The 13,765-nt window shown below is 36.9% G+C and carries 12 protein-coding genes and 1 tRNA gene; 10 read left to right on the top strand and 3 right to left on the bottom strand.

Going from position 1 to position 13,765, the window contains the following annotated elements; genetic code table 11:
* The first annotated feature begins 36 nt into the window (after positions 1–36).
* The 4 genes from H4J73_RS02860 (at position 37) to H4J73_RS02875 (ending at position 6,692) form a co-directional block, all read left to right on the top strand.
* Positions 37–1,254: a paraquat-inducible protein A gene (locus H4J73_RS02860; protein WP_182181083.1), complete on the top strand. Its 1,218-nt coding sequence runs from the start codon at positions 37–39 to the stop codon at positions 1,252–1,254.
* Positions 1,244–2,986 (top strand): intermembrane transport protein PqiB, encoded by a 1,743-nt coding sequence (gene pqiB, locus H4J73_RS02865; RefSeq protein WP_182181084.1) that lies wholly within the window; start codon positions 1,244–1,246, stop codon positions 2,984–2,986. Before H4J73_RS02860 ends, pqiB begins: the two co-directional genes overlap by 11 nt.
* A gap of 5 nt (positions 2,987–2,991) precedes the next feature.
* Positions 2,992–3,615 carry a membrane integrity-associated transporter subunit PqiC gene (locus H4J73_RS02870; protein ID WP_182181085.1) on the top strand — a complete coding sequence of 208 codons (624 nt, stop codon included), beginning with the start codon at positions 2,992–2,994 and terminating at the stop codon, positions 3,613–3,615.
* Between the two features lie 1,238 nt (positions 3,616–4,853).
* Positions 4,854–6,692: a DEAD/DEAH box helicase gene (locus H4J73_RS02875; RefSeq protein ID WP_182181086.1), complete on the top strand. Its 1,839-nt coding sequence runs from the start codon at positions 4,854–4,856 to the stop codon at positions 6,690–6,692.
* Between the two features lie 350 nt (positions 6,693–7,042).
* On the opposite strand, the gene H4J73_RS02880 is transcribed toward H4J73_RS02875, so the two are convergent.
* Positions 7,043–7,133: transfer RNA gene (locus H4J73_RS02880), tRNA-Ser, on the bottom strand.
* Between the two features lie 148 nt (positions 7,134–7,281).
* Here H4J73_RS02880 and H4J73_RS02885 point away from each other — a divergent pair.
* From H4J73_RS02885 to H4J73_RS02910, 6 genes are all read left to right on the top strand, one after another.
* Positions 7,282–7,890 carry a DNA-3-methyladenine glycosylase I gene (locus H4J73_RS02885; RefSeq protein WP_182181087.1) on the top strand — a complete coding sequence of 203 codons (609 nt, stop codon included), beginning with the start codon at positions 7,282–7,284 and terminating at the stop codon, positions 7,888–7,890.
* Between the two features lie 137 nt (positions 7,891–8,027).
* Positions 8,028–8,693, top strand: coding sequence for a Bax inhibitor-1/YccA family protein (locus tag H4J73_RS02890; protein WP_182181088.1), 666 nt, complete (start codon positions 8,028–8,030; stop codon positions 8,691–8,693).
* Positions 8,694–8,808: 115 nt separating this feature from the next.
* Entirely contained in the window at positions 8,809–9,183 is a 375-nt protein-coding gene (gene tusD / locus H4J73_RS02895; RefSeq protein WP_182181089.1) for a sulfurtransferase complex subunit TusD, read from the top strand.
* Between the two features lie 7 nt (positions 9,184–9,190).
* Complete coding sequence (tusC, locus tag H4J73_RS02900; RefSeq protein WP_182181090.1) at positions 9,191–9,562, top strand: sulfurtransferase complex subunit TusC; 372 nt, start codon at positions 9,191–9,193, stop codon at positions 9,560–9,562.
* Between the two features lie 6 nt (positions 9,563–9,568).
* On the top strand, positions 9,569–9,865 hold the full coding sequence (gene tusB, locus H4J73_RS02905) for a sulfurtransferase complex subunit TusB (RefSeq protein WP_182181091.1): 297 nt from the start codon (positions 9,569–9,571) through the stop codon (positions 9,863–9,865).
* On the top strand, positions 9,862–10,194 hold the full coding sequence (locus H4J73_RS02910; protein WP_182181092.1) for a TusE/DsrC/DsvC family sulfur relay protein: 333 nt from the start codon (positions 9,862–9,864) through the stop codon (positions 10,192–10,194). The genes tusB and H4J73_RS02910 overlap by 4 nt, the downstream gene beginning before the upstream one ends.
* Before the next feature lie 16 nt (positions 10,195–10,210).
* On the opposite strand, the gene H4J73_RS02915 is transcribed toward H4J73_RS02910, so the two are convergent.
* Together H4J73_RS02915 and H4J73_RS02920 are read right to left on the bottom strand one after the other, a co-directional pair.
* A complete protein-coding gene (locus tag H4J73_RS02915) occupies positions 10,211–10,414 on the bottom strand; it encodes a cytoplasmic protein (protein WP_182181093.1) in 204 nt (67 codons plus the stop codon).
* A gap of 107 nt (positions 10,415–10,521) precedes the next feature.
* Positions 10,522–13,599 (bottom strand): FAD-binding and (Fe-S)-binding domain-containing protein, encoded by a 3,078-nt coding sequence (locus H4J73_RS02920; RefSeq protein ID WP_182181094.1) that lies wholly within the window; start codon positions 13,597–13,599, stop codon positions 10,522–10,524.
* Positions 13,600–13,765 lie beyond the last annotated feature (166 nt).

Genomic DNA, 13,765 nt, shown 5'->3' on the forward strand with positions numbered 1-13,765 from the left:
TATAGTTTACATTCGTATATAACTAGTGAGTACCCTTTGGACGACCAATCTAGTAGCATTATAGAATGTCATGAGTGCGCTTTATCTGTCAATATTTCCCTATTGATGGAACGACAAAAAGCACTTTGTCCACGCTGTGGTTTTTTATTATCTGCAAAACATCATAATGCCCTTGATAGAATACTGGCGTATTCTATCACTGCCCTATTTTTCTTGTTATTATCATTACCTTTTGAATTTTTAGCATTTAAGTCCAATGGAATTGAACGAAAAATTGATATTCTGGCAAGTTTAACTATTTTGAACAACAATAATTATCACGTTTTAGCAGTACTTGAAGTACTGACAATATTTGTAATACCGGCACTGATATTGTTTTCATTGATTTACCTCACCATTGCGCTGCGAAAAGGAATTTACCCTCGAGGTGGTCATTACCTTTTAAAACTCACCTATAAATTATTACCTTGGAGCATGGTAGAGATATTTGTTGTTGGCGTTTTAGTGAGTTTAATTAAAATTATTTCATTGGCTGACATTAGTCTTGGTCCATCATTTTTTGCTTACATTTTATTTTCCTTAGCGATGACAGCTGCTGTGTTGCATATGGATAAACATCAGTTGCAACAACTGTTAAACTATTGTAAATCAAATCAAGCGAGTCAAAAAAAACAGATAGAACCTACAAAAATCAAAGAAATAACGCCACGAAATCATTTGAGCCTAGTGTTAAAAAAGAGAATAAGTGTTCAAAAAACCTGGGCCTTACTGATAACATCTATCGTATTTTATATTCCCGCTAATATTTTACCCATCATGAATACTCGTTTTTTAGGGCAAGATGAACCGAGTACTATCTTAGGAGGCGTTATTTTATTATGGGAAATGGGATCTTATCCAATTGCTGCTGTTATTTTTGTCGCGAGTGTCGCAGTACCCATGGCCAAAATGTTAGTTTTGGCATGGTTGAATTATAGTGTTCAGCACCAACACAGTCGTTTCTCTAAAGAGCGCGTGAAACTTTATCGGTTAGCTGAGTTTGTCGGTCGATGGTCTATGGTTGATGTTTATGTGGTGATCATTCTGGTGACACTTATTCAACTAGGCAATACTATGAGTATTTATCCAGGTGGAGCAGCATTAGCTTTTTCTGGTGTAGTGATCACGACTATGCTGGCGGCGATGAGTTTTGAACCACAATTCATTTGGCAAACAAAAAACAATTTATATAGTGAAGAGTATAATGACCAATAACGAATATACCGATATATCTAATAAAGAGACTGAAATAAGCCCCGCAAATATTGAACAATTAAAGTCGATATCTATGATTTGGTTTGTACCCTTTGTTGCTTTGTTAATTGGCGCTTGGATGGTTTATTATCAGTGGAGTAATGAAGGTCCAATAATCACCATCGCGTTCGATTCTGCTGAAGGTATGGAGATAGGTAAGACTAAAATAAAAACCTATAATGTCGACATTGGTGAAGTATCTAATATCGTACTTAACGAAAATGCAGATGGCGTTATTGTAACGGCAAGAATGACAAAAAATGCAGAAAAATTACTTAATCAAAACAGTAATTTTTGGCTAGTGTCACCAGAAATTTCACATACCGGAATTTCTGGTTTAAGTACCTTAATATCAGGCGTGTATATTGAATTTTCTCCGTCTTCTATTTATGCAGACGAAGTCGATGAGTTAACATCAGAGTTTATTGCGCTAAAAGATCCACCGGTAACTCCTCCCGGAACACCTGGTTTACATTTAACGTTAAACAGTAACGATCAGTTTGCTTATTCAAAAGGTGACCCAATCATATATAAAGGCTTAACGGTTGGTCAGTTTGAGCACATTCACTTCAACCTTGAAGAACGTGTAGTTTATTACAATGCTTTTATTAAAGCGCCGTATCATCAATTAGTCACTACCAACACTAAGTTTTGGGATGTTAGTGGTTTACGGATGGACTTAACGGCCGATGGTTTATCAATACAAACCGGTAACATAGAAACCATGTTAACTAACGGGGTTACTTTCGATGTGCCCAAAGGCATGGTAAAGGGCGAAGAAATTACCGAGCGATCATACTTTGATATCTATGCCAATTATAAGGCAGCGGACGATGAACGTTATAAATACTCTGTTGAATACATTGTTTTGGTCAGTAATACCATACGCGGTTTGAATGTTGGCGCCCCAGTTGAATATAGAGGAGTATTAATAGGGCATGTTAAATCTATTAACCTATTAGCACAAAGAAATAGCGATAGACCTCAAGTTTTTCAGGACGACATAAAAATACCCATTTTGATAAGTTTACAACCTGGAAGAGTTGGCTTACCCGATAATGAAATGGGTGTAAGCCTTATGAAACAGCAACATCAGTTATGGATTAAAGACGGTTTAAGAGCGAGTTTAAAAACGGGTAGTTTATTGACAGGTAGTTTGTTTATTGATTTTCAGCATTATCCTGATTTGAATAAAGAGGAAAAAAATACACAAAGAACTGATTTTGAAAATAGCCAATATGGTGAATATACGATCATCCCTAGTGTTGATGATGAGTTTTCACAAATTACCGCGAAGGCAAGCCAGTTCATCGATAATCTTAATGCGCTACCATTAGATAAAATTTCTGGTAATACCAACGAACTTATTACTGAATTCACCCAAACAGCAAAGTCATTTCAAAGTGTTAGTGATAATTTATCAGGCGTACTTGATGGTGTGAATCAGCAACAATTGACTCAGGAATTGATAACTACCCTGCAAAGCTACACAAAATTAAGTAAAGATCTCTCTGCTGGTTCTAAAGGGTATGAAGACCTTCGTCAAACATTATCGGCATTAACTAAGGTTATGAATGAATTACAGCCACTTCTTAATCAATTAAAACACCAACCTAACGGCTTAATATTTGAATCAGGTAAAGTTGATGCGATTGAACCTAAAAAATATACACCTAATAAGAAGGCAGGATGAACTCAATGAAAACACCCCCCCCCATTTTTATCAGGCACTTTTTAACACTAGCTTTATCAACCTTAGTTTTTTTTCTAAGTAGTTGTAGCTCAAATTCAGAAATTCCCTTGGAAACAAATTACTACCTACTTAATAGCCAACACTTAGCTAAAAATTCGGTAAATATTAACAAAACAGTAGTGGTAGAAGTGCTAGAACTTCCGGCTTATCTAGACCAACCACAATTAGTCATGCAGCTAAATAGACATCAATTACATTATGCTCGTTTTGATGTGTGGGCAGAGCCGCTGCAAGCTGGTTTTACCAAAGCGTTAATTAATGATTTAAACTTAAATAATAACCGTATTCAATTTGTTACTGACGAAGTAAAGTCGAACAAAAAAAGTAATGATAAGTTAATGGTGAGAATTGATTATTTTCATCCCAGCACAGCTTCAAAGGTTGTATTATCTGGTGTATTTTGGACAGAGAATAATGAGGACAAAAACATAATACAGCAGCACTTTTCCTTCGAATTATTATTAAATGAAGATGGCTACACTCATGCAGTTTCCCAAATGCGACGATTGGTGTCGATGATGTCAGCGTCAGTTATATTAAAGAACTATCACATAACGAGAGAGAACTAATAAATTGATGTTAGCTGTATGATCAGAAAATTGACCTTGTTATTCAGGGGGCTTCATGTCTTGAATGTGCACTTAGTTGACACTATTTTTTAGCGACGTATTAGATCTTTCATAATTTTCTCACAACTTTTACGCAAGAATTATCATGATTTGTGAAGTTCCACATACATTTACTTATTAATAATTGGTCTAGATATCCCTAAATATGAACTAACGGACTGTTCTAAAATACCAATTAACTCTTCATCCATAGATTGATATTCATCAGGGATATCTAATACTTAAATATCTTTAAATTTAAGTAATCGGTGAACTCAGCTTTAAGCCAACTTTTATGCTTCTCTTCCATCACAAACACAGTCTCAGCCGATAGAATATCTTTTACATTTACCGCTTTTTTTGTGCTTGAGCTAGTACCTGCTGATCTCACATTGAGCTCAGCATGATTTTTAAATATTTTTCTCAGGTAGGGCTACGCCACTTATTTTTATTACAGATGAATAAGATATTTCTCAATTAATTTGCATTACATGTAGGCTGTTTTTAATGATCCGTTGGTCCAATATGAGTTTGCATTACCGTTGAAATTACTTTTTACATTCTGATTTAAGCAATCTATTTTCATTCTCTTTAGTTGGCAACATGCATGCATTGAGTATAAAGACTTTGAACTACTTAAAAATGGATTTAATCCAAAACAGGTTAACTAATTGCGAAAGTCAGAAACTAAAAGACAGCATTAATACTGATCTTGCAGGAGTATTAGAGTACTTAGTTTTTATTTAGCAACCCCAAAGATCTTGTATCACTTTTAGTTCTTTATCCCCAAGGGAACGCATTACTTTAAATAAATTAAAATCAAATTCTCTTCGTCCTCCAGTCCATACCTCGAAAGTGAGCCTTAACATCCTTGACTCCCCAGATGAGCATACAGATAAATAGCCGGTTTGATTGTTATGAAGAACTTCCTAATGATTGAGAGTGGACTGTAAAGAAGATTGGATAACAGCCTACCATTACTGCTTTATATTACTTTTTTGTAGAAAACATCTTATTAAGGCTCAATTGCCTTAGTGATATTTCCAGTTGTGCGCAGTATACTATTCTCTTTTTAAACCCTACTCTCTAGATTAGCCTGCGCAAATTAATGAAGGCTTAAAGTTGGCTTTAAATTTTGGACTTATCCGCTATGTTGCTATTATGGCGGTTTTACGTTCCCTATAAGGCAGCATTACTGCGTGGAAGTTTTTCAACTTAGAGATTATCAACAAGAAGCCGTTTCTGCGGTGCTCAAACACTTTCGAAAAACCAATGAGTCTGCGGTGATTGTTTTACCTACAGGCTCAGGTAAAAGTCTGGTAATTGCCGAACTCGCTCGCTTGGCAAAGCGAAAAATACTGGTGCTCACCCATGTGAAAGAATTGGTCGAGCAAAATCATCAAAAATATGAAAGCTATGGTGTTACCGCCGGTATTTATTCTGCTGGATTAAAACTGAAAGAAACGCAGCACCAAGTCACGTTCGCCAGCATACAATCGGCAGCCCGTAATCTAGATGACTTCTATGAGCCCTACTCTTTAATTATTATTGACGAATGTCACAGAGTTAACTTAGCCAGCGCTGATATGTCTAATGAACAGTCTAATGATAAAGCTAAAGACGAAGCTAAAAGTAACCAGTATCAACAGATCATTGAGAAATTGATGCAAGTTAACCCCAAGGTAAAATTATTGGGTTTAACCGCAACCCCCTATCGTTTGGGCATGGGCTGGATTTATAAAAAGCATTACCGTGGTTTTATGCGAAGTGAAGAAAAACGGCCTTTTGAACACTGTATTTATGAGCTACCGCTAAGTTACTTAATTAAACGCCAGTACTTAACCCAGCCCAATTTAGTAGATGCCACCATAGAACACTATGATTTTAGTAACCTGCGAGCAAACGCCTCTGGCGACTATAGTCCTACGGATATTAATCACCTACTAAACAAAAATCCCCGAGTGACTCAAGGCATTATGGAACAGGTCATTGAGTTAAGCCATAAACGTCAAGGTATTATGGTATTTGCCGCTACAGTTGAACATGCTAAGGAAGTCTTTAGTTATTTACCCACCCAATTGAGTGCGTTAATTACCGGGGCTACCGACAACACTGAGCGCGATAAGTTAATTAAGGCATTCAAACGTAAAGAAATTAAATATTTGGTTAATGTTTCAGTATTAACCACTGGTTTTGATGCTCCCCATGTCGATATGATTGCAATATTACGTCCAACACAATCGGTTAGTCTCTATCAGCAAATCATCGGTCGTGGTCTGCGTTTGAGTGATAACAAAAAAGATTGCTTGGTGATTGACTATACGGGCAATGATTATGACCTCTATCATCCCGAAGTCGGTGAGAAAAAGCCGAATGGTAAAAGTCAGCCCGTTCAAGTTGTTTGCCCAAGTTGTGAATTTCCCAATATATTTTGGGGCATTTGTGATGATGATGGTTATTTAGTGGAACACTACGGGCGACGATGCAAAGCCCTCATCGATGATCCAAATGAAGAGCAAACTACCGAGAGTCAATGTGACTATCGTTTTGTCTTTAAAGAATGCCCTCACTGCGGTGGTGAAAATGACATAGCTGCTCGTAACTGTTTACAGTGCCTTGAGATCTTAGTCGACCCCGATGATATGTTAAAAAAGGCACTGCAACTTAAAGATTCAAAAATTATTCGCTGCGCAGGTCTTAATTTAACAAAAGTTAGTGATAAGGGCGCTGATAAGTTAAAAATCACTTACCATGATGAGGAAGGCGCTGAACTCAATGAATCTTTTGACTTCGCTAAGCCAAATCAACTTAAAGCGTTCAATGATATCTTTTCTAAACGCCTTAGCGCTAAAATCAGTGTTCAACTGGGCTCTACTGGGTCGTATGAAGTGACTAACCTTGAACAAGCATTAAAGTTAGCTAACATATTGCCGTGTCCTGATTTTGTCATTGCAAGAAAACAGAAATTCTACTGGCGCATTAAAAATAGACTTTTTGACTATCAAGGTAAATACCGAAAAGCCAATGAGCTTAAATAAACTCATTAACTCGGGCTCATTTTCATAAAGAAGTTTAAACCCTATTGGAGTGGTACATCACTACTACCAGTAGATGGTACAACATGGTAAAGCCTATGAATAACCATTATAATCAACACTTTATTATACTAGCTGTTCACTGAGTTAGTCAAAAACACCTTTTTTAGATATTCAGAAAGTAAGAGTCAGCTAATCTCTCGATTTACTGATTCTTTAATGTGGCGGTGAGAGTGAGTTTGAACTCTACTCGAAGGTTTAGTGCTATAAACCCTTGTTTATCGTTAACGTGAATGTTTTCAGTTCAAAATGCAAAAACCCGCTAATCTTTCGATTAACGGGTTTTCTATGTTTGGCGGTGAGATAGAGATTTGAACTCTAGAAGGGCTATAAACCCTTGCTGGTTTTCAAGACCAGTGCTTTCGACCACTCAGCCATCTCACCTGAATGTCTTAAAACAATTGCTTGCTTGAAGACGAGGCGAATATTAAAGTGTCGAAAAACACTTGTAAAGCATTTATTTTCAAAAGCTGACCGTTTGCTAAAAAAAACAACACATTGCTAGCTATTTAAACAACATTTAAGGTTGTATATGAATAATGAAAACTCTGCCCTGAAAATTTGTCGCTGTTCTTGGCTTAATATCTCAAAACCTGATTATGTAAAATATCATGATGAAGAATGGGGGGTTCCTCTTTATGATGATCAAAAACTCTTTGAGTATCTATGTTTGGAGTCTGCTCAAGCGGGTTTAAGTTGGTATACCATATTAAAACGTCGTGATGGATATCGGGCAGCATTTGATAATTTTGATATAAATATTGTGGCTACTTATGATCAGAATAAAGTTGAAGTACTTTTACAAGACGTTAGTATCATTCGGCATCGAGCCAAAATTAACGCTGCCATTAATAACGCACAATGCTTTATTGATATTCAAAAGGAGTTTGGTAGTTTTAGCGCCTATATGTGGCAATTCGTTAATAACAAAACCATTGTAAATTCATGGAATAGCGGTGACAACAGCCCTGCTACATCTCCAGAATCAGATGCTTGGTGTAAAGATTTAAAACAGCGTGGTTTTAAATTTGTAGGTCCTACCATTTGCTATGCACATATGCAGGCATGCGGTATGGTTAATGACCACAATATTGACTGTTACAAACGCTCACAAATTATTAATGAATATCAACAGATTTAAGCAACTAAATAATAGTAATTTAAAAAACACCATGCCATAATATGTCAAGATGTCGAAGTAAATTTTAAGAATACTCTTGAATTCTACTTATACGGCCTTATCTAAAAAGTATAACCAAAGTTATCAGAGGAAGTTTTATGCAATCAAATACTAGTTTACAGGGTAGCAAAAGTTCAGCTATCGAAATTAACAAGGTACTTAAAAACACTTACATGTTGTTGTCAATGACTCTAGCATTTAGTGCCGTTACTGCCGCTATTTCTATGGCAATGAACCTACCACGTGGTGCAGCGCTTATAATGACCTTAGTTGCTTTTGGTTTGATGTTTGTCGTAAACAAAAAAGCTGATTCAGCGAGTGGTATTTTTTGGATATTTGCTTTCACCGGATTAATGGGCGCCTCTTTAGGACCAATGCTTAGCCACTATGCTTCAATGCCAGGCGGCCCATCAATGATAATGCAAGCACTAGGTGGAACAGCATTAATATTTTTCGCCTTATCAGGTTACGCATTAACCAGTAAAAAAGACTTCTCGTTTATGGGTGGTTTTTTAATGGTTGGTTTAATCGTTGCAGTTATTGCCATGATAGCGAATATGTTTTTCCAAATACCTGCGCTTTCGTTAGCAATTAGTTCTGCAGTTATTATGATCATGTCAGGTTTAATTTTATTTGATACCAGCCGTATTATCCGCGGTGGTGAAACCAATTACATTCGTGCAACGATTTCACTTTATTTAAGTGTTTACAACATTTTCGTTCACTTGCTAAGCATGTTAGGTATTTTGGGCAGCGACGATTAATGTCTCAAGGTCATAGAATATAAGCTGATTATTGCTTATAATATTAAACCTCGCTGGTCTTATGATCACCGAGGTTTTTTTATAGTTATTTGTTTTTGAACATCTAGGACATCTTGTGAAAAGTATCGCTTTTGTTATCACCACTCCTCCCAACAGTAATTTAACCGCTACCGCTATTAATATGGTTACCGCTGCCTTAAAAAGTGGTATTGAAGTTGTTGGAGTATTTTTTTATCAAGACGGTGTTTTAAATGGTAGCCTACACCTTGCCCTACCTAATGACGAATACCAAGCACATCAGCAATGGCAACAGCTTCACAACGACCATAACCTTGCTTTACATTTATGTGCTACGGCAGCAGATAAACGTGGGTTAATTGACGATATTAGTGATAACCAAGCGACTCATATTCATCAAGCATTTACCTTGTCAGGCTTAGGTGAGTTAGTAGAATTGAATGTAAACGCTGATCGTTTAATTCAACTGTAAGGAATTTATGATGACCCAACCTGAAAAATCCGTTGCTATAATTAATGCCAGCGCACCATTGTCAAAAGCCAATGCTAAAGATGCTCTCGATATTGCACTTATTTTTGGCTCTTATGAACAAGCCGTTAGTTTGTATTTTCTTGGTGAAGGCGTTTATCAATTAGTCGCGGGGCAACAGCCTGAGAAGGTTGAACAAAAAGACTTCTTAAAAACGTTTGCGGCTTTAGAGTTTTACGACATTGAAAATATTTATGTCTGTCATCATTCAATGATTGAACGTGGTTTAACGAACCATTTTTCTATTGAAAATGTACAAGTACTCAACCGTGATGATTTTTCAACATCATTACATCAACATCAAACAATATTAAGGTTTTAACCGACAATGAGTATGCTTCATTTAGTGCGCACTTCCGCTTTTCAAGCGAATGATTTCCAGCAATGCCTTAACGTAATACAAACAAGTGACACCCTCGTTTTACTCGATGATGGTTGCTACAATATTAGTCATGATTTATGGCAAAAAGCTTTAAATAAAGTCACCCTATCAGCACTTTATATTGTTGAGGCACATGCTCAAGCAAGAGCAATAGCTATTGATAAAAACATAATTAATACGTTATCACTAGAAGCTTTAATGACCCTTATTTGTGAAACAGAAAAATCGGTAACTTGGCAATGAGCTTACGCTTTAATGCACAAGAAATAGCTACCGACAAACAAGGCTATTTAATTAATTTTAAAGAATGGCACAGTGATTTAGCGCAGTTAATTGCAGATAAAGACGAACTGTTATTAACGGAACAGCATTGGGAAGTTATACGCTTCGTTAGGGCGTTTTATCTAACCTACAACACATCTCCTGCGATCAGAGCATTGACGAAGGCGATGAAAGCTGAGTTTGGTGAAGAAAAAGCCAGTAGTCGGTATTTATATCGATTATTCAAGGAAGGTCCAGCAAAACAAGCAACAAAGTATGCTGGCTTACCCAAGCCAGCACGATGTATTTAAGCTCAATATTTAAATATTAAACCTTAATATTAACATTATGCCCACTAACACCAACCGCAGGTAAAGCGGCTGAATTGCCCCCTCCAGCGGAAGTAAGAAGTGTTAACGCCATTTTCCCCTCAAGCTCTTGCTGCCCCTGTGCTAGCTTAGCCGTTAACAACGCGTGCCCAGTGGTTATATTGGCCTGAAAACTTTCAGTATTATTTATTGATATAGACATAAAGCCGCTCACATTTTGGCTATTCAATATAGCAAGTTAAAAAAATTACAATGTTTATTAAAAACTGTATCGACAATATTTATTAAAACTTTAGTTCATGAAAATATTTAGTCAAAAGCTGATAATAACGCTTCCACAGGATGGCGAGTCTGCATGTTACCTAAACGCTTTGTTTGGCTTCTACAAGAGTAGCCGGTAACTAAGACTTGTTTAGCCTCTAATGTAGCTAATTTATTTTGCCAACTCATTTCAAAAAGCATTTTTGAATTTTCAAAGTTTACTTGCTCGTGACCATAAGTACCGGCCATACCACAACAACCAACAGAAACATTTTCAAGTGGTAAACCAAATAACTTGAATATCTCACGCCATTGCCCTTCACTACCTGCTAATGCCGTTTTCTCAGTACAATGCGCAAATAATTTATAAGGAACAGCCTGCTTTTCATAAGTTAATAATGAAAGCGCGGTTTTAGTATTTTGATGTGCCATAACTGTTAATAACCATTCATGGGCTAACAACACATGAAAGTCACCTCGTTTATCGCCAAGCGTTTGTTTGTATTCATCGCGATAACAAAGTGTTAATGAAGCATCTAAACCTACCATAGGAATATTTAATTGATGTAGTTCATTTAAAAACTCAGCGGTATTTTTAGCTGTTTTTGCAAACTTGGCTAGAAATCCTTTTACATGCTGTGGCTTACCATTAGGTTTAAAGGGTAATAATACCGGTGTAAAACCTAATTTTTCGATTAACGCCATCATAGCTTCAACCACATTTGCGTCATAGAAAGAAGTAAAAGGGTCTTGCACGATCAATACATGACTCGCTTGCTGCTCGGCGTTTAGGTTTTTTAAATAAGCGAGATCAAAAATTTTATAATTTTTGTCGCTCACTTGCTTTGCCAAGGTGGGCACAGACAATATGGGGGTATCAATATACCCAATAGTTGCACGTGAAAATTTGTCGTACCATTGGTGAGATAACACTGAATTAATTAATTTAGGTGCTTTCGCCATCAATGGCGTCAACGTTTCTACATTAGCGACAAGATGATCTTTTAACGGACGAAAGTATCTTGAATGATATAGGTTGACAAAACGGGCTCTAAAGTCTGGTACATCAACTTTTACAGGACATTGGCTTGCACACGCTTTACAGGCTAAACAACCTTGCATGGCTTCCATCACCTCATGAGAAAAATCTTCTTGTTGATTAGACGAAAAACGATTCTTTATTTTATCGAGTAAACGTTTTACTGACCAATGCTGAATATTTTCTTCTAAAGCCAATATGTCTACACCCTTCGCTTCTAAAAGGCGTAACCACTCACGCATCAAACCTGCTCTACCTTTTGGAGAATGTCTTCTGTCACGAGTTACTTTACTTGACGGGCACATTGGGCTATCTACATCATAATTAAAACATAAACCGTTGCCGTTACAGTCAAGTGCTGAGCTAAATGAATCTTTAACCGTTATAGGAATTTGGCGGTCATAAAACCCTCGCTTGGTATCGTCAACTGAAACGAGCTTTTCATTCGACTCAAGCGGCGTACAAATTTTGCCAGGATTCATTTTATTAAGTGGATCGAATACTGATTTTATTTTTCTTAATTCGTTAAATAAATGTTCACCAAAAAACTGTGGGCTATATTCACTGCGGTAACCTTTACCGTGCTCACCCCACATTAAGCCGCCATACTTGGCGGTTAAAGCAACCACTTTATCGGAAATTTCACGCAATAATTTTTCTTGATCTGGATCGCACATATCAAGCGCCGGGCGGACATGTAAAACGCCAGCATCGACATGACCAAACATACCATAATGTAAATCGTAACTATCGAGTAACGCTCGAAATTCAACAATATAATCGGCTAAATTTTCAGGGGGAACGGCAGTATCTTCAGCAAAAGCTAACGGTTTTTGACTACCAGGCGTATTACCTAATAAACCCACTGCTTTTTTACGCATGCCATAAAGTTTATTGATACTGCTTAAGTCAGTAGTCACTTGGTAACCAATAACGCCCGTATTGTTGCTTATGTCTTGCGTTAAACGTGCGGTTAACTCCGCCACTTGCTCTGCTAGAGCTTCGATACTTGTTCCGTTGTATTCAACGATATTAATACCGTCCATCACTTTATTTTCTACGTCGGTAATTAGGTCACTCACAGAATGCCAAACAATGTCTTGCTTCGCTAAGTTTAAAACCTTTGAGTCAATAGTTTCAACAGATGTCGCTTTAGCTTCAACTAATGCTGGAGAATGACGAAGTGCCGAGTCAAAACTATCATATTTAATAACGATCAGTGTTTTAGCTTTTAATATTGGTGTTAAATTAAGCTTTGCTTCACAAACAAACGCTAATGAGCCTTCTGAACCGGTGATCAAACGAGAAACATCGAGTTGGCTTAAGTCATCATTAAAAACGTTCTCTAAATCATAACCCGTTAAAAATCGATTTAAACGAGGAAATTTTTCTAAAATTAAGTCGCGATTATCACGGCAAGAGTTAAGTACTTGTTTGATAATATTGCCGTAACTGCTATTTTCTTTGGCAAGTTCCTCTGCTAGCTCAATTGCCATTGGTGATGTTGAAAGCATCTCGCCATTCGCTAAAACTGACTCTAACGCCAACACATGGTTTGAAGTTTTTCCGTAGACCAAAGAGCCTTGCCCTGAAGCATCTGTATTGATCATCCCACCAATGGTTGCACGGCTACTGGTTGATAAATCAGGAGAAAAGAAAAAGCCATGAGGGCGTAAATAATCATTTAATTGATCTTTAATAACACCAGCTTCAACACGTATCCAGTTTTCTTCAGTGTTAATCTCTAAAATACGGTTCATATATTTTGATAAATCAACGACAATACCTGGCGTTAAACTTTGACCATTTGTACCAGTACCACCGCCACGTGCACTAAATTTTATGCTTTGATATTGTTCAGTCGAAGACAATTGACTGATCAATTGTATGTCTTTTTTGCTTCTAGGATGCAAAACCAATTGCGGTAATTGTTGATAAATACTGTTGTCTGTAGCAACCGCTAAACGGGCACTATATTGACAATTTATTTCACCTGTATATTGACTATTAGCAAGCTCCTGAGAAAACTTTTGATACAGTGGAGCGATAAGTTCTAGGTGTTCTAATGAAGGTAAGCTTTGAGACATAAGCGAAAAACATACTGACAATTAATAATGTTTTCAGTATATCACGTCAGTTTTGATTTATGACCAAATTTTGCTTAAGACAGCAAAAAGGCTAAGAACTTTTTAACTAAAATTATCGTTAAAAGATCCTAGCCTTTATTAATGATACTGCCAGCAAGACTAAAGC

Origin of the sequence: Colwellia sp. MB3u-41, from assembly GCF_014076845.1 — a bacterium.
Taxonomy (GTDB): domain Bacteria; phylum Pseudomonadota; class Gammaproteobacteria; order Enterobacterales; family Alteromonadaceae; genus Colwellia_A.

Bases quoted from the DNA above. Each gene is read 5' to 3' on its own strand.
- pqiB (WP_182181084.1), top strand. From the start codon at position 1,244: ATGACCAATAACGAATATACCGATATATCTAATAAAGAGACTGAAATA.
- H4J73_RS02870 (WP_182181085.1), top strand. From the start codon at position 2,992: ATGAAAACACCCCCCCCCATTTTTATCAGGCACTTTTTAACACTAGCT.
- H4J73_RS02885 (WP_182181087.1), top strand. From the start codon at position 7,282: ATGAATAATGAAAACTCTGCCCTGAAAATTTGTCGCTGTTCTTGGCTT.
- H4J73_RS02890 (WP_182181088.1), top strand. From the start codon at position 8,028: ATGCAATCAAATACTAGTTTACAGGGTAGCAAAAGTTCAGCTATCGAA.
- tusC (WP_182181090.1), top strand. From the start codon at position 9,191: ATGATGACCCAACCTGAAAAATCCGTTGCTATAATTAATGCCAGCGCA.
- tusB (WP_182181091.1), top strand. From the start codon at position 9,569: ATGAGTATGCTTCATTTAGTGCGCACTTCCGCTTTTCAAGCGAATGAT.
- H4J73_RS02910 (WP_182181092.1), top strand. From the start codon at position 9,862: ATGAGCTTACGCTTTAATGCACAAGAAATAGCTACCGACAAACAAGGC.
- H4J73_RS02915 (WP_182181093.1), bottom strand. From the start codon at position 10,414: ATGTCTATATCAATAAATAATACTGAAAGTTTTCAGGCCAATATAACC.
- H4J73_RS02920 (WP_182181094.1), bottom strand. From the start codon at position 13,599: ATGTCTCAAAGCTTACCTTCATTAGAACACCTAGAACTTATCGCTCCA.